This is a genomic window from Opitutaceae bacterium, from assembly GCA_041395105.1.
Taxonomy (GTDB): Bacteria; Verrucomicrobiota; Verrucomicrobiia; order Opitutales; family Opitutaceae; genus B12-G4.
In genome coordinates, this window is the sequence record JAWLBB010000004.1 from 1 (window position 1) to 21,796 (window position 21,796).

12 protein-coding genes are annotated in these 21,796 nt (G+C 61.0%); 2 read left to right on the plus strand and 10 right to left on the minus strand.

Going from position 1 to position 21,796, the window contains the following annotated elements; all coding sequences use genetic code 11:
• Positions 1 to 8 precede the first annotated feature (8 nt).
• Complete coding sequence (locus R3F07_13725; protein ID MEZ5277434.1) at positions 9 to 764, minus strand: TIM barrel protein; 756 nt, start codon at positions 762 to 764, stop codon at positions 9 to 11.
• A 17-nt stretch (positions 765 to 781) separates the two neighbouring features.
• Positions 782 to 1,792, minus strand: a complete 1,011-nt coding sequence (locus R3F07_13730) for a hydroxyacid dehydrogenase (GenBank protein MEZ5277435.1) — start codon at positions 1,790 to 1,792, stop codon at positions 782 to 784.
• Positions 1,793 to 2,130: 338 nt separating this feature from the next.
• Here R3F07_13730 and R3F07_13735 point away from each other — a divergent pair, with 338 nt between their 5' ends.
• Positions 2,131 to 3,930 carry a PQQ-dependent sugar dehydrogenase gene (locus tag R3F07_13735; GenBank protein ID MEZ5277436.1) on the plus strand — a complete coding sequence of 600 codons (1,800 nt, stop codon included), beginning with the start codon at positions 2,131 to 2,133 and terminating at the stop codon, positions 3,928 to 3,930.
• A gap of 447 nt (positions 3,931 to 4,377) precedes the next feature.
• On the opposite strand, the gene R3F07_13740 is transcribed toward R3F07_13735, so the two are convergent.
• From R3F07_13740 to R3F07_13760, 5 genes are all read right to left on the minus strand, one after another.
• The gene (locus R3F07_13740) at positions 4,378 to 6,669 is read right to left on the minus strand and encodes a tetratricopeptide repeat protein (protein ID MEZ5277437.1); all 2,292 of its coding nucleotides are present in this window, start codon (positions 6,667 to 6,669) and stop codon (positions 4,378 to 4,380) included.
• Positions 6,670 to 6,731: 62 nt separating this feature from the next.
• Positions 6,732 to 8,903: an alpha-glucuronidase family glycosyl hydrolase gene (locus R3F07_13745; GenBank protein MEZ5277438.1), complete on the minus strand. Its 2,172-nt coding sequence runs from the start codon at positions 8,901 to 8,903 to the stop codon at positions 6,732 to 6,734.
• Positions 8,884 to 10,059: a glycosyl hydrolase family 8 gene (locus R3F07_13750; protein MEZ5277439.1), complete on the minus strand. Its 1,176-nt coding sequence runs from the start codon at positions 10,057 to 10,059 to the stop codon at positions 8,884 to 8,886. The genes R3F07_13745 and R3F07_13750 overlap by 20 nt, the downstream gene beginning before the upstream one ends.
• 240 nt (positions 10,060 to 10,299) lie before the next feature.
• The gene (locus R3F07_13755; protein MEZ5277440.1) at positions 10,300 to 11,787 is read right to left on the minus strand and encodes an MFS transporter; all 1,488 of its coding nucleotides are present in this window, start codon (positions 11,785 to 11,787) and stop codon (positions 10,300 to 10,302) included.
• A complete protein-coding gene (locus R3F07_13760; GenBank protein MEZ5277441.1) occupies positions 11,787 to 13,931 on the minus strand; it encodes a glycoside hydrolase family 52 protein in 2,145 nt (714 codons plus the stop codon). Before R3F07_13760 ends, R3F07_13755 begins: the two co-directional genes overlap by 1 nt.
• A 519-nt stretch (positions 13,932 to 14,450) precedes the next feature.
• Here R3F07_13760 and R3F07_13765 point away from each other — a divergent pair.
• On the plus strand, positions 14,451 to 18,167 hold the full coding sequence (locus tag R3F07_13765) for a TonB-dependent receptor plug domain-containing protein (protein ID MEZ5277442.1): 3,717 nt from the start codon (positions 14,451 to 14,453) through the stop codon (positions 18,165 to 18,167).
• A 365-nt stretch (positions 18,168 to 18,532) separates the two neighbouring features.
• On the opposite strand, the gene R3F07_13770 is transcribed toward R3F07_13765, so the two are convergent.
• Genes R3F07_13770 through R3F07_13780 form a run of 3 tightly spaced genes read right to left on the minus strand, consistent with a single transcriptional unit; the run spans position 18,533 to position 21,672 of the window.
• Positions 18,533 to 20,380 (minus strand): tetratricopeptide repeat protein, encoded by a 1,848-nt coding sequence (locus R3F07_13770; GenBank protein ID MEZ5277443.1) that lies wholly within the window; start codon positions 20,378 to 20,380, stop codon positions 18,533 to 18,535.
• A complete protein-coding gene (locus R3F07_13775) occupies positions 20,365 to 21,468 on the minus strand; it encodes a VCBS repeat-containing protein (protein MEZ5277444.1) in 1,104 nt (367 codons plus the stop codon). The genes R3F07_13770 and R3F07_13775 overlap by 16 nt, the downstream gene beginning before the upstream one ends.
• Positions 21,469 to 21,513: 45 nt before the next feature.
• Positions 21,514 to 21,672: a hypothetical protein gene (locus R3F07_13780; GenBank protein ID MEZ5277445.1), complete on the minus strand. Its 159-nt coding sequence runs from the start codon at positions 21,670 to 21,672 to the stop codon at positions 21,514 to 21,516.
• Between the last annotated feature and the right edge of the window lie 124 nt (positions 21,673 to 21,796).

The following is a 21,796-nucleotide window of genomic DNA, read 5'->3' on the forward strand; positions in this document are numbered from 1 at the left end:
GGGTAGTTTCAGATTTCCGAGAGCCAGCGGCGAAGGGTGGCGGCATCTTCGACCATCTGCATCGGATCGTCCCCGGCCACGAATTCGAGGGAGGCAAAGATGGATCCCCGAACCTTGGCCTTGTTCAGGTAGGCCTTCCAGGCGGTCTCGCCTTCGGAAAGGGGCAACCGGGCGCGGGTCCGGATGTCCCAATTGAAGACGTGCAGACCGGCCAGACGTGGAAGAGCGGTCGCCATGTCGTGAAGATTGGTGACCTCGTCCTGGAAATTGCGAGGCTGCCAGAAGGTCAGGAAGTCCGGATCATTCACCGTGTCGAACAGCTCGGCGGCGGATTCGGCCGAGTCGGTCAGGGTCTGGGAATGCCATTCGCAGGCGATGCGCAATCCGGCCTGGCGGGCCAGTCGGGCGATGGTTCTTCCGTCGTCGGCCACGGCTTCTCGTTCCGCCTGGTCGGAATCATCGTAGCCTTTCCGGCCAGCCCAGACTCGGACGATGCCCGTCTGCAGGGCCAGAGCTGTTTCCAGGACACCCTCAATCGGACCGGACGCGGGATCGCCGAGTCGGTAGTAGGACCCGTAGGCTGAGATTTCCAGGCCGGCCTCGAGGGTCCTGCGGCCGATGGCAGAGGCGATGTCCGGGCGATCGTGTGGAACGTGGATATCGCCACCCCATTCGATGCCTTCCAGGCCGGCCTTGTTGGCCAGAACAATGATTTCCTGGGGGGGAAGCTGCCGAAAGGTGACGGAGAGAAGCCCGGGTTTCATGGAGACAGAAGCGGAGGTCAGGCCATGATTGCGGCCTGTTGCTCGGTGATCTGGTACTTGAGAGGTTCGCCTTTGAGGAAGCGCTTCAGGTCGTCGAGCATGTATTGGCCCATACGGGCGCACTCACCTGCCATTGAACCGGCAATATGGGGGGTCAGGGTGACATTGGAGAGTGTCTGAAGTGAACGGTATTCTTGGTCGCTGACGATTTCGGTCACATCGAGAATTGCCCAGAGATCGGACCGCAGTTCCAGGACCTGAATGAGTTCCGAATGCCGGACGATGGCGCTCCGTGAGGTATTGATCAGGGAGGCGTTGACCCGCATCCGGGAAACGAGGTCTCCGGAGATCATGCCACGGGTCTCGGGCAGATCCGGCGTGTGGACCGAGACCACATCGGATCGCTCAAAAACGTCCTCCAGTGAACACAGCTCAATTCCGAGACGGCGGGCGTCGTCCGCTGAGGCGAAGGGATCGAACGCGAGGATCCTGATCTCGAACGGAGCGAGCAATTCGATGACCCTGCGGGCGACTTGCCCGAGCGAAACCAAGCCCACGGTGCTTCCGAAAGCGCCGGCCGGCTCGATGGATTTGCAGGCGTCAAAACCGTAAACCCGGTCACTGCCGGGAGTCTTGCAGCGGCGGTTGTGCTGCCATCCCGCCTTGAGGCAGAAAAGGATCTGTGAAAGGGTGTATTCGGCGACCGGGATGGCATTGGCCGAGACTGCCGAGGCGATGGGGATGTTCCGACGCCAGAAAGCCGCAGTCACGGTATTCCGAATGGATCCGGCCCCATAAAGGAATGCCTTCAGTCGGGGCGCCGCATCGAGGAAGGCCTCGTCAAGCCTGGGTGCACCCCAACCGGAAAGGACGATATCGACGTCTTGCATCAGGAAGGGCTGCGCCCTGATCGACTCGGCGGTCTGGGAGGGTGCAACCAGATCGAGAAGCTGTCCGATTTCCCTCTCGATCTCCCGGGGGTAGATTCTGGCAAACGAGTCAGGATCGAGAATGAAAATCCCTTTCATGTCTATTCAGGCTGGTATGGCGTGCACGGGACAATTCTCTGCTCGGGTCCCGGTTATCAACTCTGTCCACCTTTGGCCGGTGCTTCGGACATGGCAATCCACGAATGGGCTCTGCGTTCTCCCGGGAACACAACGGTTACTTCGTCTTGCATCGGAATTCTCCGATTTGCCCCGACAGGTTCGGCGTTTCTGGTGGAAACCTGCTGGGCGACAAAGCGATTGCCGGGAAATCGACGCTTGAATCCGCGCCTGTCCTCATCCTGCATGCAGGGCCTGTGTTACCCACCTGCGCCAATCTCGAACGTCCGGGATTTATCGGTCCCTGTTCTTTAGCTCTGATGCTGACCGGATTTTCATCGATCGCCCAGATCACCAATCCGATTCCGGAGGTTGTCCGCTGGAGCGATATCACCATCCTGATTGAACCGTATGTGCAAATCCCGGCCAGTTCGGCTGGATTTCCCAGGACGCGGATCGTCCAGTTGAAACCGGCAGGCGACGGGTCCGGCCGTCTCTTCGTCAACGACCTCAATGGAAAGATGCATCTGGTCTCGCAAGGTTCGGCCAGTCTCTACCTGGACCTGGGGTCGGAATTCGCGAATTTTAAAAACGCTCCCGGACTCGGGACCGGCTTCACTTCCTTTGCCTTCCATCCGGATTTTGCCTCGAACGGGAGGCTCTACACCTCGCACACGGAAGCGCCGAACTCCGGACCGTCCGATTTCACGTTGCCGGATCCAAGCGACAGCGTCGCACTTCAGGGCGTGATCACCGAATGGACGGCGACGGATCCTTCGGCCGATGTCTTTGCCGGAACTTCACGGGAGGTTCTCCGGGTAGACCTTTCCGGCACCATTCACGGTATGCAGGCGATCGAGTTCAATCCCAGCGCGACGGCCGGCAGTGCGGACTACGGGATGCTCTATATATGCATCGGCGATGGGCAGTCGACCATCAGTGGCTTCCCGCAGAACACAAGTCGGCTTGATTCTCACCAGGGAACCATTTTCCGTATCGCCCCGGCCGGGACAAACAGCGGCAACGGCAGGTACGGCGTGCCGGATGACAACCCATTCGCTTCCGACGCGGATCCGGACACTTACGGTGAGATCTGGGCTTACGGCTTTCGGAACCCGCACCGGATCACCTGGGATACTGGTGGAGACCATGTCATGCTCTCGGGGGACATCGGTGAGAGGAATGTGGAGGAGGTCAACCTGATCGAGCCGGGCCGTCACTACGGTTGGAATGTCCGCGAGGGGACATTCGTGATCAATCCCGAATTCGCCAACAATCCGGGCGCGGGAACCAACTATGATCTGTTTCCGCTGCCGGAGAATGATGCCACCCTGGGATACACCTACCCGGTTGCACAATATGACCACGACGAGGGAGCGGCGATTGCCGGCGGATATGTCTACCGGGGCAGCCTCGCCCCGCATCTTGTCGGCAAATACATTTTCGGGGATATCACCGACGGTATCCTCTATTTTGTCGAGGTCGACGCCTTGTCCCTGGGATCCCAGGCCCCCATCAGGAAACTCAGGATCAAGCTCGACGGAGTCCCGGCCTCGATGATGTCGATTATCGGTCGGAGCCGGACCGACATCCGCTTCGGCTACGACGAGGACAACGAAATCTACATCACCGAAAAGCAGAACGGCATGGTCTACCGGGTCGTCGGTTCGGAACAGCCGCCGCCGCCGAGCACTTCCGACGCCGAGTTCGACAATATCTCGACCCGCGGCGTAGTCGGAAACGGTCCGGATCGCCTGATCGCCGGCTTTGTCGTCCGGGGCGTCCCGGGCGCCACGACCGGAACGGTCCTTGTCCGGGCCATCGGCCCCGGTCTGATGAGTGTCGGAGTGACTTCCGGATACCTTGAAGACCCGGTTTTGGAAATCTATTCCGCGGACGACCCTACGACTCCTGTTTACAGCAATGACGACTGGGGCGACAGTGAAGACGCCGCCGACATCAAATCGGTATCCGAGACGATCGGCGCCTTTGCCCTGGCCGATGACTCGACGGATGCCGTCCTCATGCTTTCGCTCCCATCGGGTGTCTACACGGCGAAGGTTGGCGGAAAGGACAACGGGACGGGAATTGCAATTGTCGAAGTCTATGCTGTCGATTGATGCGGCCGGCGGCTCGAGGAGGACGCCGGAAATCCGTCGACGGCAGCGTTTCAATCCTCGGACGGTCTCAGAACGAAATCGGGTGCGTCTCTCCAACGGAGAAGGTCAGTTCGCGGCGTCCTCCATTGTTCAGCGCCACGCACGGGCGACCGAGAAGTGACCGGATGGACGCGGATCTCGGACGCCCGTCTTTCCAGATGAGGTCCACTTCGAATCCGCCGCGCGGCTCTAGAAAAGCATCGTATTGGTGAATGAGGCGGATGAAGGCATGATTGATATAAGGTGGCCGCAGATTGCCGCGAGTGCGGCGGCAGTGCGTCTCATGGCAACGGATCGGGCAGGATGGGGTGTTTCGTTTTCAATCGGTGCCCGCGCTTTGATCCGAGTATGAAAGGGGTGAGCCGGTCAATGGCGTTGAGACGGCCCCCGGGAGGGTGTCTTGGTCGTTCACTGCGGCCGCGTCATCTGATCCAGTCTTCGCAGGTTTTCCCGGGCGGCTTCGTAATCGGGATCAAGCTCCACCGCCTTTTCCCACTGGGCGCGGGCATCCCTGAGCCGACCGACCTGGACGTAAAGGATGGCGAGACCGTTGCGCGCCTCGAGGTTGACCGGATCGAGGGCGAGGCCCGCCTCGGCGTGTCGGATGGCGTCGTCCTGGCGACCAGGCAGGGTGGCGAGGCGCATCGCGAGACTGAAGTGAACCCGGGCCAGGTCGGGTTTGATCCGGAGTGCCTCCTCATAGTGGGTGAGAGCTTCGGGAAGACGACCGGGCTGAGTCGCCAGGGCATCAGCCAGATTGGCGTGGGCCTCGGCATAATCCGGGCGGATTCGAATGGCTGATTCGAATTGGGTGATGGCCTCGGACATCCGGCCCCGGGTCAGGGCAAGCGCCGTGCCGAGGTTGTAGTGGACCACGGCAGCTTCCGGGTCGAGTCGCAGCGCCGCCTCGTAATGGGCAATCGCATCGTCCAGCCGGCCGGGAGCCAGAACCAGCGCGTTGGCCATGGCGAACTGGGCCTCGGCGGAATCGGGATCCAAGCGCACGGCTTCCTCAAAATGAAAGAAAGCTTCCGACTGGCGATCGGGGATCTGGGAAAGGGCTTTGGCCAGCAGAAGGTGGGCCGGGGCGAGCTTGGGCTTGGCGGCGAGCGCCACTTCCAGATGGGCAATCGTCTCATTCAGGCGATCCGGGTCTTTCTCAAGTTCGAAAGCGAGGGCGTAATGGGACTCTGCAAAGTGGGGGCGCAGCTCGATTGCCCGTCTGTAGAGTCCGATGGCTTCGGCCCGGCGGTCCGGAGAGCGGGCCAGCAGAAGCGCCAGGCCGTGCAACGAATCGGGAGAATCCGGATTCAGCTGCAGAGAGATCTCATACTCCTGAATCGCCTCGGAACCGCGGTCGGGATCCTTTGAGAGCGCCCAGGCCAGAACCCGATGAGACATCCAATTGTCCGGAACTTCGGCAATCGAGGCTCGGCAGAGGGTTTCGTTGTTCTGATAGCGCCGGCTCAGGTCGTGCGAAAGGCCGGCGAAAACGAGGATGAGACATCCGACGATCGACCATCCGAACCGGTTGACGACCCTGGGTCTTCCGTTGAGCAGGATGGTCGTGCCGATGGCCGTCCCGGTAACGAAGCATGCCGTGGCGATGTATTGGAAATGATCGGCCACGTAGGAGAAAATGAACGGGAATATATTGAAAAACCCGAGAACCGGAAAAAGGGAGCCGACGAAGAGCAACCAGGTTGCCAGTGGACCCCGCGTTCGTTTTCGGATCAGCCAGAGTGCCACGGTCAGGACGATGCAGGCGGCCAGGTAGCCCGTCCATCCGGGCGCTTCGGCCGGCACATCCCAAAGAGAGTAGAAGAAGGCGTGATTGACCGGCCAGAACTGGGACGACAGGTAGAACCAGACGATCCGACCGGCCAGAAGCGTGCGCTCGACCAGGGTCAGCGCGAATTCTTCCCCGTCGGCCCCGATCATGTTCTTCTCCACCCAGGCGGTGGTCAGGCCGGCCGTCACCGAGAGAAGGAACCACGGAGCCAGCGGCAGGATGTCCTTCCGCCAGGACAAAGAGCCGTTTCTCCACCAAAGCACGACGAGCAGGGATGGAGGAAGAACAACCGTGGCGGTCTTGCTGCCCAGTGCCATCATGAAGAAGAAGGTGGCAAGCACCCACGAAGAGAGCCGGCGTGTTTCAATATAGGCGAGCCAGGTGAAGGCGGCGGCCAGGAGGAGGAGGAGGGAAAGCGTGTTCTTCTGCTCACTGATCCACGCCACTGATTCGACACATTTGGGATGTGAGACGAAAAGGAGGGCCGCCACCCACTCGGCACCCGCCGGCAATGATGCCCGGGCGTCGCCGGGCGGCCGGGCATCCCTCGATTCGGTTGGTGTCGTCCGAAGCCGGCGCAGGAAAAAGGCAAGGAGGCAGGCCGAGGCCGCGTGCTGGAGAACGTTGGCGAGATGGTAACCCAGCGTCGAGTCCCCCCACAGGCGGTGTTCAAACCAGAATACGCTGTGCAGCACCGGGTAATACTGCTGAGTGGCGAAGGGGTGGGTCCAGATGCGGATGAGGCCGCCCCAGGATTGCTGGTCAGGGCGGGTGACGTGGGCGGGATCGTCCCAGAGAAGCTCGCCGTTGAGCGCCGGCCAATAACAGAACAGGGCCAGGATGAAGATCAACGCGACGTATCCCCACGGGTCGAGTCGCTGGATGAATCCCCTGGAACCTGGCTGCATCGGGTCACTCTATGGCTTCCCCGGTTTCCGGATCAACTCCGGTCTGTCGTCCCCATCTCCTTTTATTGGTCCCCCGGATGCCCCGGCACGTAGCGCAGTCTGGCCGAGCGGTAGAACTCCAGGTCGTGTTCGGGGGGCTCGACCCCGGCGGGGAGCGGGCGCCGGGAGAACTGCTGAAAATAGAGCAGGCAGGCATCCCGCCATTCGCGGGCGTCCGACTCCTGGCGTATCAGCCTTTCGGAGACGTCGGTATGGCGCCGATCGTCGATCCGGCCCTTCAGCTGGTTCCAGGAGGCCTGCATGGCCCTGACCTCGTCGACTCCCTGCTGGTAGCGCAGACAGAGTTCATCCCAGAGAGTGCGGCCGGACTTCATCGGATGATCCCAGGGGACGTGATGGAACCAGAGGAGGAGGTTTTCCGGGCACCTTGCCTGGTCGCCCCAGAGCTTCTGAAGCTCGGGCGCGTAGTCCTCGAGGGCGTTGGAGCCGGTCACCGTCCGGTCGGCACCGAGACCGATTTCATCGGCCTGGTGGTAGTAGGGAGCGGACCAGTCGGCGCGTTCATGGGTGACCCACGGGCCGGGCCCGTAATGGTGACCCTCCGCCATGATGTGGTGCAGGCCCAGGGGCATCGAGAAATTGACCACCGTTTCCCGTGATCCCATGAGCAGGTCCACCATCGGTCGGACGACGGCTTCGTCGTTGGAGAAGGTCATCCGGGTCCACTCCTCCGCAATCGCCTCAGCGGTAAGGGTGTGGTCCCAGGCGAGGCGGCCGAAGGCATACCAGTTGGCCTGGGCCAGCGGATGTCCGGTCCAGTTGCGATCGGTCCCGGTATTGGCCACTCCGGCCATGGCGCTCAGGGGCCGCTTGCGCAGCGAGCCGTCAGCCACCCGGGCAACGGTTGAGCCGGGACCGGCGGCAAAGGTGTCCGCTTCGAGGACTTCCTTCCACATGGGGCCCAGGTAGGCCAGATGGACCGAGCCGCCGAGGTATTCCTGGGTGATCTGGAATTCCGGAGCAAGATTGGTGTCCTTCAGGCTTCCGAAGAGCGGATGAAACGGCTCGCGGGGCATGAAATCGAGCGGACCATTCTTGATCTGAACGACGACGTTCGCGTGGAACTTGCCGTCGAGAGGATCGAACTCGCTTGAAGCCTGTTTGACCCGGTCTTCCTTGTTGTCCGCCTGGTAAACAAATGCCCTCCAGATCACAATACCTTCGTGCGGCGCCAGGGCTTCCGCCAGCATATTGGCCCCGTCGGCCTGGGTCCGCCCGTATTCCTGTGGTCCGGGTTGCCCTTCGGAGTTGGCCTTGACGAGAAATCCGCCGAAATCCGGTACGTGGGCATAGATTGCGTTGATCTTGGACTGCCACCAGGCCCGGACATCCGGGTCGAACGGATCGGCGGTTGGGAGGCCGCCGATCTGGATCGGAGCGCTGAATCGCGCGGTCAGGTAAACGCGGATGCCGTAGGGGCGGAACTCGTCGGCCAACGCGGCGACTCTTTCCATATACTGCGGAGTCAGGATAAGGGCGTCGGCGTTGACGTTGGTCAGGACGGTTCCGTTGAGCCCGATTGAGGCGCAGGCCCGGGCGTAGTCCCGGTAACGGGCACTGCGGATACCCGGCAGGTGGAACCACTCCCAGAGTGATGAACCCGCATAACCACGCTCGACGAAGCGGTTGAGATTGTCCCAGTGATTGAGCAGGCGGCGCTGGATCCGGGGTACGCTCGTGACGGTTTCATCAGGATTCCGGCCGGTCTGGATGCGCCTGAGGAGGGCGAACGCGCCGTAGAGCACTCCGGTCCCGCTATTGGCGGCGATGCGGATACCCTCATCGAGGTCCGGTGAAATGGTAAAACCGTCGCTGCCGAGACTCTCGTTCGTTTCGGAGCGGACAAGCAGAATCCGGGGTTCAAGATCAAGGATGCCCTTGAGACCGTCCGCCAGTTCCTGCCGGGCCGCCGCGAGGGTGGGAGAATCGGCTCCGGTCGGAGTGGCCAGGGTGACGGTGCGGAGCCGGGAGGAGTACAGAGACCGGGAGGCGTCATCCGCCAGAGGGCGATAACGCATCCAGAGCTCGTAGCCGTCCTCCGGGCCGGCGGCACACGCGTTCACAACGGACACGGTCAGCAAGGCCAGCAGGGAGACGACGCGCCCGGATTCCCGGAAAGGCAACCGGCCGGCCCGACGGATGATTCGGTCGGAATCATTGCGTATCCGGTCCATGGTTACGGTGAATCCGGAAGTGTCCGCCGACCTGAAGCAGGCCGAAAAAAGTCAGCATGCCATCGTAGTAACGGTAATGTCCGGAGGGCAGGGGAGCCTCCCAGAGCCTTCGGACAAAAGGTTCGGCCTTCTCGCGATCGGCGGCCAGACCGGCCACTGCGGCCATGGCCATGAGACCCCGTGAGGCGGAGCTGGAGATGACCCGGCCGTCCAGGGTGAAGACGCCGGCCGGCGCGTCCCTGAATTGGGTGAGGAAATCCAGGACGCGGTTGCTCTGCTCGACCTGCCAGGGATCGGCGGCAAACCAGGCGTGGTCGAGGGCGACGTTGGAGAGGGTCCGCCAGGCATCGTAGCGGAAATCCTCGTGACCCTGGTGCATCTTCGGGGCACCGTCGAAGTAGGAATAGTCCGGCATCAGGCCGGTCGCGGGGTGGGCGGCCTTGCGGAAAAGCTCGCGGCTGGTCGCGGCGGCCTTGAGCCAGAAGTCTCGGTCGCGCGCCGCCCAGCGCCCCCACAGTTCGTAGAAGGCCGGCAGGTGGTAGGAGGGATCGGTCACCCCGGCCCATGGACGTGCCGGGACGAAGCGGACCTGGCGTGAATCCCGGTCGAACATGCTGATGACGTTTTCGCGGCCCTCATCGCTCTTGTGGAGCATGACCTCGAGGATGGCATTGGCCTCGGCCTCGTAGTTGAAGATGCCCTCGCCGGAGCCCCATCGGCGTGCTGCGAAAAACAGCGCCATGGCGAACCACTCCTCGCCGTCCGGGGCCGGACCCTCACTGATCCGGGTCCCGTTGCGCCGGCAGTGCCAGGCGAAGTAGCCGGCCAGCTCGCCATCGGAGTGGTACATATGGGTCTTGGTCCACTTCCAGAGCCGGTCAAACTCGGCCTGGTGGTCGAGCTGGACCGCGATCATCATCCCGTAGGACATGCCTTCGCTGCGGGCATCATCGTTGGCGATGTCCATCAGGCAGGCCGAGTCGCCGTCGGGATAGTAGACGCGCTCGGTCTCGTCGTCCCCGTAGAAGTAGTGTTGCCAGGCTTCCTCAAGCCTGGCCTGAATCGCGTCCTCGGAGATCCCCAGCCACTCGGCGAAGAGATTACGATGGACGCCGGTTTCAAAGGCCCCTTTGGGCGAGTGGTCTTTTGTTTCCATAATGGATCCGGTCATGCTGGGCAGACTAGAGGCTGTTATGCACTTTCATCCTGGATTACCCTGTACGAACAGCCCGCCAGGGCGTCAGATGCGAAGAAATGTAGATGCAACGCCGCTCTGTCGGCGTTCTCGAGGCAAGGGAACACTCCGACACAGCGAAGTGGCTACAACAGACCAGCAATGACTTGCGAAAGTGACCATGAATCCAAAGTGTATCACAGCCTCCAGGATCAGAACATTTCACTCGGAAGCGAATTTCTTCCGCCGGTCGGCGAGTTCGTCGCCGATGCGGATATTCAATTCCTTGGAGATCGGATAGAAAAGCAGAATGACGGCCGCGGCCACAATCATCAGTGCGGGATAAAGGGTCGCGGAATGGCGGATGCCGAGAACGGCCGTCTCGGTCAGGGCGGCGCTTGAGTCGTAGCCGTAGAGTCCGAGAAGGACTCCACCGATCATCCCGCCGACGCCGAGGCCGAATTTCAGGGCGAAGACCACACCGGCGAACATGAAACCGGTCGCCCGGCGGCCGGTCTGCCATTCGGAATAATCGACGGTGTCGGCGATCATGGACCAGAGCAGGGGAATGGTCGGCCCGTAGCAGGCACCCCAGGAAAGGCCCTGAACCAGCATCAGGCCGACATGATCGGCCGGAATAAAGAGCAGCCAGAGGGTCGAGGCCGCGGTGAGCAGAAGGCAGGTCACAAAGACCGCTCGTTTGCCGAACCGTTCGGACAGGGGTTTGGAGAGAAGCACGCCGATGAGGGTCGAAGGGGTGCCGGCCATGTTGAAAAAGGCGTAAGCGACATTCGGAATATTGGAATGATCGGTCGCGACGAGCAGCCCGAAGGTGTCGAGGACGGACTGCCACCAGGTGAAGACCCCGTCGGTCGGCACCACCAGGTTCAGGCTACCGAGGAATCCGAAAAGGGCATCATGGTCGACATAGTCGTTCATGAAGAAAGTCAGGGAGCCGCCCCGCACCACGAGCATGATGAAGATCAGAAGCGTTGCGGAAAATAGGATGACCCACGGTTTGTTCTTCAGGGCGTCCTTGATGTCCTCGAGGGCGGAGGCCTGTTGTTCGGGATCAGGCTGAACCCGCTCCTTCGAAGCGAGGAAGGCGATGAGGAACAGGAAAATCGTGATGATCGCGAATATCCCGATGGTCAGGGACCACCCGCGCGCGTCGTCGCCCGCCCCGAGTTTGGCCACCAGCGGCCAGGTGAATCCCTGCACGACGAAGGTCGTCAGGGTGACCGCGACGAAGCGGTAGGTCGACAGACTGGTCCGCTCGTTGACATCGCCGGTCATGACGCCGTTCAGGGCGCAGTAGGGGACGTTGTTGACCGTGTAGACCGCCATGAGCAGGAAATACATCACGTAGGCGTAGATGAGTTTCCCGTCGGGTGAGAAATCCGGCGTGGTGAAGGTGAGCCAGAAGATGGCGGCGAAGGGCAGGGCCGACCAGATGAGCCAGGGACGGAACCGGCCCCAGCGATGCTTGGTCCGGTCGGCGATCACGCCCATGAGCGGATCGGTGAATGCATCAAAGATGCGACCGATTCCGAAAAGAATGCCGGCGGCGACCGGGCTGATGCCCATGACGTTGGTGAAAAAGAAGAACTGGTAGGCCATCAGGACCTGGAACACGAAATTCGCGCCCGAGTCGCCGAGGCTGTAGCCGGCCTTCTCCCTGAAGGAGAGACGTTGGGTGTAGTGATCCATCACTGACGCCGGGTTGTTTTCGTTTCGTTCATCCAGAGGACGGCGGTCACGCCGCGGGGATAATAGCGGCTGCCGCAGGTGATGCCGGAATCGCTGCGGATCTGGTCGCACATGGCGAAGGCCCCGCAACCGGCCTGTCGCTGCCACTCGGCATGGACGGAGTCGGCCCTGGCGGCGGCCCGGCTCATGGTCTCCGGGTAGATCGATCGGATGATGTGTTGCGACAGGGCGATCTTGCTGAACCAGGTATTGGTGCTGGTGCTGCTCATCTTCCAGCCGCCCGAGGTGGCATCCAGGCAGACACCTTTTCGCAGGATGGTCCTGAGATGCCGGGCAAGGCGATCATGGAGGTCGGCAAATCGTCCGCGGCGATCCGTCGCATCGCGAAGACCCAGGAAGAGAGGGTAGAGGAATCCTTCAATGGCTGGAATGATGCGCGAGGTGTTGTTGTTTTCGAAAACGGCGGGGAAGCAGCCGTCCTCTTCCGAGAACTTGCCGATGAGGGTTTGGGCCAATTGGCCGGCGGACTTCCGCGCGTCCCGGGATGGTCCGGGTCGACGGAGCCGTTTGAAGGCCGCTTCGAGCAGAATCCAGGCGCCGAGGGTCTTGACTACGAGGTAGAGGTTGTTGCGCGCCTGCCCAAGGCTGACATCGAGGCTGTCATAGGTGGTGATCTCCGCGCCGGTCTTTCCGCACCTGGAGCTGTCGAATTTCATGATCCCGTCCCGTTTCGCCGGTATCGGGTGATCGCGGCGCCGGATGCTCTCCGCGCACGCCAGGAGGGTCGCCTCCTGCTTTTTCAGCCACCTGATGTCGTTCGTGTGAATGGCGTAGGTGATGGCGGTGAGAACCCAGTTGAGCAATTGCTCCATCGTCATCTGGCTGAAGCAGCCGGTCAGTTCGACGCATTCATAGCTCGAATAGCCCTTCGGGGTGAAGTTGTTCATCACCCCCATGTCGTGGGTGAAGGAGAGGCCACCGGGTGCGGAACGGGTCGGGGAAAGCTTCACCCGATCTTCGTAGGAATACCGTGCGACAAACTGATCGAGGATGTTGCGAACCGCCCACGGGAACCAGCACAGCTCGAAGAACATCTGGTCGACGGCCAGATCGAAGGTGTTCATCATGCGGTACTCGCCTTCGTTGACCACGTAGAGAGGCCCGTTGCTGTTCCAGAGCAGCTGGCTGTTGCCGAGGTAACTGTGCGTGCCCTGGGCGATGAGGAACTTCTGGTCGGCCGTCAGCCCGGATCGCTCGAGTTCCCGGTCCCGTCGGGCGGCCAACCGTTCGTAGTGGGTCCGCATGGACAACCCGTGAGCGAGGACCTCCTCGAGGTTCGCGAACCACTTCGTGTAGGCGTAGGTCGTCTCGATCCCGGTGGTGGCGCAACCGTTCTGGAAGAACCCGAGAACCAGGGGGAACCGCCTCTTTTTGCCGGCGGCGACCGTGAAGACGAGTCCGCATTCTCCGCCGATCAGGAGAAGACCGCGGTGGTCCCTCTGATTCGGATTGAAGATGTCGAAACCCTGACGGGCTTCCGCACGGGATGAGGGAGGGGTGGCAAACCCGAACTCTGTCCCGCAGGCGAATCCCTTCAGATCACTCCGCGCGTCCTCAAGCGGGCGGAAGAGGCGATCGGGATCGCCGACACCGAGGATCAACTCGACCGGATCCTTCCCTTTGCGGTTGTCCATTTCGATCCAGCCGTTGATGTGAGGCGAGAAGCTGAGGCGGGCCTCCTCCTTGGAGATCCCCGCAGGATCGGGGGTCTCCCCGAACGGACTGAGCAGGCTGAAAGAGAATCGTCCGTCCCGGGTCGACCAGGTGTCGCTGGCCCAACCGAGGGATCGGGAGATCTGGCGGGCGGTCAGGGGACGATAATGTGGATTGGAGCGGACCGAGGCCGCTTCCCCGGTAAAGGTCCCCTCAAGCGAGGCCTGCGGCTTGAAGAAAGGCAGAAGACGCCAGGGTTTGCCTCCACTCTCGCGGAAACCCACATAGACGTTCTGGTTGGCCGGTCCCCGGAGGGCATACCCAAAACCTCCGGTATTCTCGGGAAGTCCCACGGTGAAGCTGGCGAATGCGCCAAGAGGCGAATGCTGAGCGTGATAGTGTTCGGAGCGGCTTGTTTTAAGATTGGGCATGGGTGGAAAGTCCGGCATGGAAGGGGTGAACGACGGGAAGATTCAGCGCGAGACGGGCCCATCAGGAGTCAGCGGGACCGGGGAGGGGGGATTACCGAACCTGATGCAAACCGAAAGGAATTCTACTCTTTTTGACTTGCCGCTGGGAAGCGGCTGCAAATACTAGCGTTAGTTCTATGGACCTAGCGTTAGTGCTGTTCTTTTGGCAGCTGCGCCGTTCTAGCGCTAGTGCAACGAACCTTTTGCAGAGAGCCTTATTTCCTGAAGAGATTTGCCTAATCGTTCGATTTGCCCTGAATTCGGTCTCGAATTCCCCAACCCCATTCGATTTGTCGACTTTGTTGCTTCCCGGTATCCGTTTTCCTGTTTTCCCGACGTGCCGCCTTCCTGCGAAGGTGCGGGCGGCTCTTCGGTTCGGCCGAGCGCAGCATAATCCCCTCGAGGCGTTCATCAGCCGCTGACGCACCACTCTCCCGGATGATTCCTGAATCAACCCTAACCATGCAAACCAAAGGATCTATGAGCTACAAAACCCTCGGCTTAACCCGCCGATTGCTTGCCTTCAGCACCGCGGTGCTTGTCCCTGTTTTTGGATACGGACAAGCGACCGCTCCGGCTTCCGCGCCGGCAGAGGAAGAAGAAAATGTCGTCGAGCTCTCGCCGTTTGAAGTCACTGGCGAAGCAACAGTCGGCTACCGCGCGGCCACCACCCTGGCCGGCAATCGACTCAACACCAACCTTCGGGACATCGGTAATGCCGTTCAGGTCATCACCGAGGAGTTCCTCCAGGATACCGGAGCGATCGGCAACGAGACTCTGCTCCAGTACACGACCAATACGGAAGTCGGCAACGTGAACGGCAATTTCGCCGGAGTCGGCGACGGGGCCACGCTGGACGAGTCCAGCCGTTTCAAGAACCCTAACCAGAACACCCGTGTCCGTGGTCTGGCCGCTGCCGATAATTCGCGCGACTACTACCTGTCGAACGTTCCCTGGGACGCCTACAATGTCGACCGGGTCGATCTGCAGCGCGGACCCAATTCGATTCTTTTCGGCCACGGCAGTCCGGCCGGTGTCATCAATACCACGCTCAAGTCGGCCGGATTCAAGACCGCCGGCCAGGCGGAGGTCCGGTTCGATGAATACGGCTCGATCCGTGGTTCGCTCGACTACAACCAGGTCCTGGTTGACAATCAACTGGCGGTCCGGGTGGCCGGGGTGAGCGACAACCAGAGATTCAAGCAGGATCCCGCCTTCCAGGACACCAACCGCGGTTATATCGCCGGTCGCTGGGAACCCGATTTTCTGTCGAAGAACGGAATCCGCACCATCGTCAAGGCCAACTTCGAGGTTGGCGACGTCTCCAGCAATCGCCCCCGCAGCATTCCCCCGATCGACAAGATCACCCCCTGGTTCTACCGGGGCACCTACGAAGGCAAGGACAAGAATGGTGACCCGCGGACCTATCCGAACCTGAACAAGGCCGGTTACAACATGATCAACGTCAACGACGACAACACCGGTCGTCCGGGTGTCGGGCAGACCCGTCCGTCCCTCAACTATACCGGTCAGTCGGGTGTGCCGAACCCCGCCTACAACCCCTGGGTGGGCTCTTTTGCCCAGAGTTTTGGCGGCCCCCTGCTCTACTATCCGGAAGGGGCCACCTCGACCAACAATGTCTGGGTGCAGGAAATCCGCAATATTTACGCGATCGGACCGGATGGGAATATCGACGGCAACTTTTCCCAGAATGCCTACAACCGGCCCAACGGCATCGCCAATCTGGCCAATTGGGCCAAAGGATCCGGCGTCGAGTTTGCCGAGATCTACAAGAACAAGAATCTCGACGACCCGACCGTGTTTGATTTCTATAACAACCTCCTCGATGGCCCAAACAAGGAGGAGTGGGCGGATTTCCAGACCTATAGCGTCAGTCTCTCCCAGACCTACATGAACGATACCTTCGGGTGGGATGTCAGTTACTACAACGAGACCTACAGCGACGGTCAGCTCTCCCTGATTTCGGACACCCGACAGGCCATCTACATCGACTTCAACACCTATTATTCCGATGGAACGCAGGCCGGTGTGGGCGAATATCCGAACAACATCCCCTACGATGACGGCACTCCGAATCCGCATTTCGGACAGGCCTTCGTCAGCGACAGCGGCCAGTTCGGCAACAACTCCTACGACAGTGACCGCTACACGGCCCGGGTGACTCTCTTCGCGAACCTGGACTTCGAGAAGATCAACCCCGACTCCTCGGCGAGCAGTATCCTCGGCTCCCACACCTTCACCGGTCTGTTGGCCCGGGACCAGCAGGAGACAGACGGCCGGAATTGGCAACGCTATGCCATCATCGATGACAACTATCGCCAGTTCCTTGGCGGCAATGCCCTCACCGCGAAATTCACGGATGACCTCTTCGCGGTGAACCCGGTCATCTACCTCGGGAATTCCTTCGCCAACCAGCCGGCGGCGGCGTATATACCGCGCGTCACTCAAAAGATTGAAGTGCCCAGCCAGCTGACGGTGATGGCCTTTGATTCGCATTGGGCGCCGCCGACGGATCCGAATGCACCCGGTTATGTGGATCCGGCGGCCTACTGGTTCGATCCGGGACGTATCTTTAATCCGGCTACGGAAACCCAGGCCTACGATTCCACCCAGTCTGAGAACAAGGCCAATTACGTCGGGTTTCGCCCGGTCACCGTCAATGTGGTGGATTCGGAACTGGGCAATCGTGATCTCCTGACGACCAGTGCACGGCTGACCCGGGACAGGGTCGAATCCAAAGCCCTGGTCTGGCAGGGCAAGATGTTGAACAATTCGATCGTTGGAACGGTCGGTTACCGCGAAGACACTGCTTCTTCCTGGGCGACCAACCGGAATTCAAACGACGCATCGGGATACGGTTACGTGGATCTCGGCGATTCCTTCGTGCTTCCGTCCGATCCCGGCAACGAGCAGGATGTGACTTCAACTGCGTGGAGCGTGGTCGGGCATTTCAACGATATTCCGGGACTGTCAGGGCTGATGGAGGATTTGCCCATCCTGGTCAGTGGTTACTACAACAACTCGACCAACTTCCAGCCCCTGGCCAACCGCGTGGATGCCTATGGTGAGCCCATTTCGGCCCCGGAGGGTGAAACGACCGACTATGGCCTCATGTTCGAGACCAAGGACGGGAAGTATTGGTTCAAGGTAAACAGCTACAAGACGACCGTGCAGCGGGCATCCTCCTCCGGTGGGTTGAGCAATACCTGGTTTATCGGTGCGTCCCAAGCTTGGACCGGGAACTGGGTCAATCGGTTCGAGTTCGACTGGACGGGCGACACCATCGCGAGTGCGGCGGTGGACCCGGATCCGACGAACAACATGTACAACTACAGTGCCGACGTCGGTGAGACATTGGAAGATGCCCAGGCACGTGAGGCCGCGGCCATCAGTGCCTGGCGCGCCTGGCAGGCCAAGGTCGATCCCCGGTTCTACGCGGCCTGGGGTATCAACCTGAATGATCCGAACACAGCGATCGGTGCGAGCACTCCCCAGGGGTTTGCCCTGACCGAGGATGCGACCTCCGAGGGCTATGAGTTCGAGTTCAGCGCTTCGCCGATCGACAACTGGCGGATCACGGTCAACGCCAGCAGGACGACTGCCACGCGGCAAAACGTCGGAGGTGTGGCCCTTGCCGAATTCATCAATGGCTACAATGACGCCCTCAAGAACACACCGGCTGGTGACGTTCGCATCTGGTGGGGTGGAGCCGGCAATGAGACCTCCCTGTTCCAGTGGAACCAGAATGTCGGTTTCGAATGGACGGCCATCGGTCTCCAGGAAGGAACCGATGTGGCGGAGCTTCGCAAGTGGCGCTTCAACGCTATCACCACTTACGACTTCACCGAAGGGCCGCTGAAGGGATTGAGTGTGGGTGGTGGTATCCGCTACCAGGATAATGTCACCATCGGTTATCCTCCGGTTGGTTCATCGGACGACTTCAGCATCGATCTGGACAGCCCGATACAGGGCCCGTCGGAGACAAACTACGATTTCTGGGCGGGTTACAATCTCCCGGTCTTTGATCGTATTGACTGGCGAATACAGCTGAATGTCAGGAACGCATTCGCCGGAGACAAGCTGATACCGATCTCCGCCAATCCCGATGGATCAATAGCGGGCTGGCGTATCGCGCCGACCAGAAATATAACGCTGACCAATACGTTCAGTTTCTAGTCAAAACCCCAAGTCTGAATTGCGAGACGCTCCCCCAACGGGGAGCGTCTTTTTTTATGAGACATCACCACAGCGTGGAGCTTGAGTGGTGGGGGTGTGTCGTGAGCGCGCCCTTGTCATGATCCGCCGTCTGCAGGAGAGACGGGTTGAAGGCGCTGGCCTGAAGTGCGCCCCAATGGACCGGGGCGCTACAACGGGCGACGGGGACGATCCTCCGGTTTGGTCTGTAGCCCCGGCAGTCTCTGGCCGGGCCGCCCGGCCTCAATGCGTGGCCATAGCCCTTGACAATCTCTCCAAAGGCAGGGGCGACCAATACGGACCGCCGCTACTGTCGCGAATCCCCGGATACGGATTGGATCACTGCCTTACCGTGGAGCTCCCGGCAGTTGGCTCAGGATCTCGCGGCAGAAGGCAGCGGTCCTGGTATTCCCCTGGGCGTCGGCGGCGGCCGCACCGCGTTCCAACACGGTCCTGGCATCCGCCAGTTTTCCCGAGCGGGCGTAGGCCTGTCCCAGAAATAGTGCGCCCTGCGGGTCGTCGGGCTGAAGCCGATGGTAGTTCTCGAGGAGAGGCAGGGCTTCCGGAACCCGGTCGTTGATCAGGAGAAGGACGCCGAGATCGATGTTGAGAGTCGTGGAGTCGGGGTCGATGGTCAGGCCCTCGCGGTAGAGGGACTCGGCGACCCTTTTGTCGCCCTTCTTGTCCGCCTCTTTGCCGCTCCGGATCAGCCAGGCCACCATCAACTGGCGAACGCCATCCTGCTCGGGATGGGAAACATAGAGCGGGCGGAGGTATTCGCCGGCTTTCTCAAGGTCGCCGGCATCCATCTCATAGCGCGCCAGCATGAAAAGCGACTTCGGGAAGGTCGGTTGCAGGGTCAGGGACTGTCTCAGGTGGAACAGCGCCTCCTCCTGCCGACCCAGATTCAAGAGAGCATTGGCCCGGTTGTAATTGGCATTGGCATCGCCCGGTTTCACCGCGAGGGCGGCCGCAAACGCTGCGGCTGCTTCTTCGAACGCCCCGGTTTCGCCCAGGGCAATGCCGAGCGCATCGTAGAGCTCGCAGGAACCTCCGATCCGAAGAATTCCATCGCGGACCACCTGAATGGCCTTCTCCGGCTCGCCGAGTTCGCGGTAGGCCTGGGCGAGGGTGGTGTAGTGCAGCTCGACCGGTTCAATCTCTCCCTCGATGGCCAGGCCTTCCTCCAGGACGTCGCAAGCTGCGGCCGCTTCCCCGTGACCCAGATACGCGTCTCCCAGGAGAGCATAACCGTAAGGATCTTCGGTCGACATTTCGACGGCCCGCGTCAGCAGCTGGATGGCGTTTTCCCTGTCTCCCGTCTGGTTGGCCATCGTTCCGAGGGTTCGGAGCCTGCCCGGGTCGTAGCACCAGGCCTGCAATTCATCCAGCCATGGGTCATCCGCCTTGCGGAAGCGTCCGGATTCACGCCCGGCCCACCGGTGGTAGGTCACTTCGGGACTGTCGCCGTTGGCGGCGAGGATTTCTGCCAGGAGATTGTGGGCGGCCGAAAAGTCGGAGTGCTTTTCGAGGATCTCTTCCAGGGTGGTTCGGGCGCCGCGCGAGTCGCCTTCCTGAATCGCGAGCCGGGCCAGGCCGAGTCTGGCATAGGGATCGTCGGGTTCAAGAGCGAGGCGCCGCTCATAGGCGCGGTGGGCTGCTGCCGGATCCCCGGTCTTAAGCGCGAGGTCGCCGAGTTTCAGCCAGGCCGGAGCGTAATCCGGGGCAAGTCTGACCGTCGTCGCAAGCAGGTCTCCGGTTTCGGTTGGCTTGCCGGCGGTTGCCGCAAGGTCTGCCAGGCAGTAGGTCCAGCGGCCCACTTCCGGTTGCTCGACGGCCAGGAGACTCCAGCAGGCGGCCGCTTCCGGGAGGAATCCATTGGCGTGGTAAAGGGAGGCGAGATGCTCGACGCCCTCAAGCCGGTCTGGTCCGCCGGTGGCCTGGGTCTCCGCCTCCCTGAGGCGTGCCCTGAGTACATCCGACATCCGACTGGAATCGGGTGGATCGGGCAGATTCCTCGCTATTCGCGAAGGCAGGGTCCATGCGTGCCAGAGCGAGGCGGAGACAATTCCTGTTGCGACGACAACCAGGGAGATTCCGAAGATGGAAATAACGATCCAGAGCGGAGATTTCCGTCGGGTTCCGCTTTCGTGCCTCGCGGGTTCCGCATTCGCGCCTTTCAGTCTTTTCGCCACAGCGTGATATTGGTCATGCGCTCGTAGGGCGGATAGGCATGAAAGCCTCCGGTTACGATGACGGGTGTGCCGTTGCCGTCGATGTCGCCGACGGCGGCGGTGACCAGATGGGTCGGGGTTCGGGCGAGGATAACCGGGGCGAATCCTCCTGCGCCGTCATTGATCCAGGCCATCATCGAGATCGCATCCGGACTCTTCCAGTCGGCGAAGCAACTCACGGTGAGCAGATCGACCGCACCATCGGCGTTGAGGTCGGCCGCGCAGGGGCCGTAGGCTCCGGGCATGTCCCCGACCCGGTGGTAGGTGAATCCGCCTTCCCGGTTGTTCTCGAGCCACTGGACACCGTGCCAGGAGCGGCTGCCGAATCCGGCATAGTCGAAGGCATCCCCGTTCGTGTAGATCAGATCCATCCAGCCATCCTGGTTGACGTCGGCGCACTCGAGTCCGCTGCTGCCGAAATCCTCATTGGTGGATCCCCAGACGATCGATTCATCGAATTCGCCATCGCCGTTGTTGAGAAAGAGATGGATCTCCTCCCATTCCTGAGAAATGAGGGCCGCAAAGTCCGGTCGACCGTCGTGATTGAAGTCCGCAACCGGGGTGTGAACGCAGCCGGAGAGCGTGCTGACCAGATGATGCCCGAATATCCAGTCCCCCTTGTTTTCCATCCAGCGGACTTCACCCTGCGCATAGCCGAACTGCCCGACCACGAGGTCGAGACGGCCGTCGCTGTGCCCCATCAGGTTCGCGCCCCGCACGTCCGTGACCCGCGCCGTCTGGCGGAGCAGGACCCGTTTGTTGAATTGTCCTGCGCCCAGGTTTTCCAGGACGATGACGGATCCGATCCGGTCGTTGTTGGGCGAGATCTGGCCCATGCTGGCGACGAGGACATCAAGATGGCCATTGCCGTAGATATCGCCCGCCCAGACATGGGCGGGGCCGGGGATGCGCTCGCCGATGATGACTTCCGTGAAGACTCCCCTTGGTGTCTGCCGGATCCAGCGGACGGTGTTTTGCACGGCCTCGCAATAAATGACATCAAGCAGGCCATCCTGGTCGAGGTCGACGATCTGCAGGTTGGTGACCATGGGACGTCCGAAGTCGGTGGCCGGGGCTCCGATCGCGACCGGGGTCTAGGAAAGGTTTGCCTTCCGTTCGGAGCCGGTAACGCCGAAGAGGTTGCTTCGCGATGGAGTACGGTTCATGACCTGGACGGTGATGATTCCGATGAGCACGGCGGCAGCCATTCCGAGAATCAGCGAGAGAACAAAGAGCGGCTTGGGCTTTGTCATGGGATCGACGAACACATGAGATGGACGGAACCGCGATTCGGGACCGGGTGCAGGTGTAATGAGATTGAATCCGGACACGCATGACAGAGCGTGTTCTCCGAGCGTGCGTTGAACCTCGGGACCA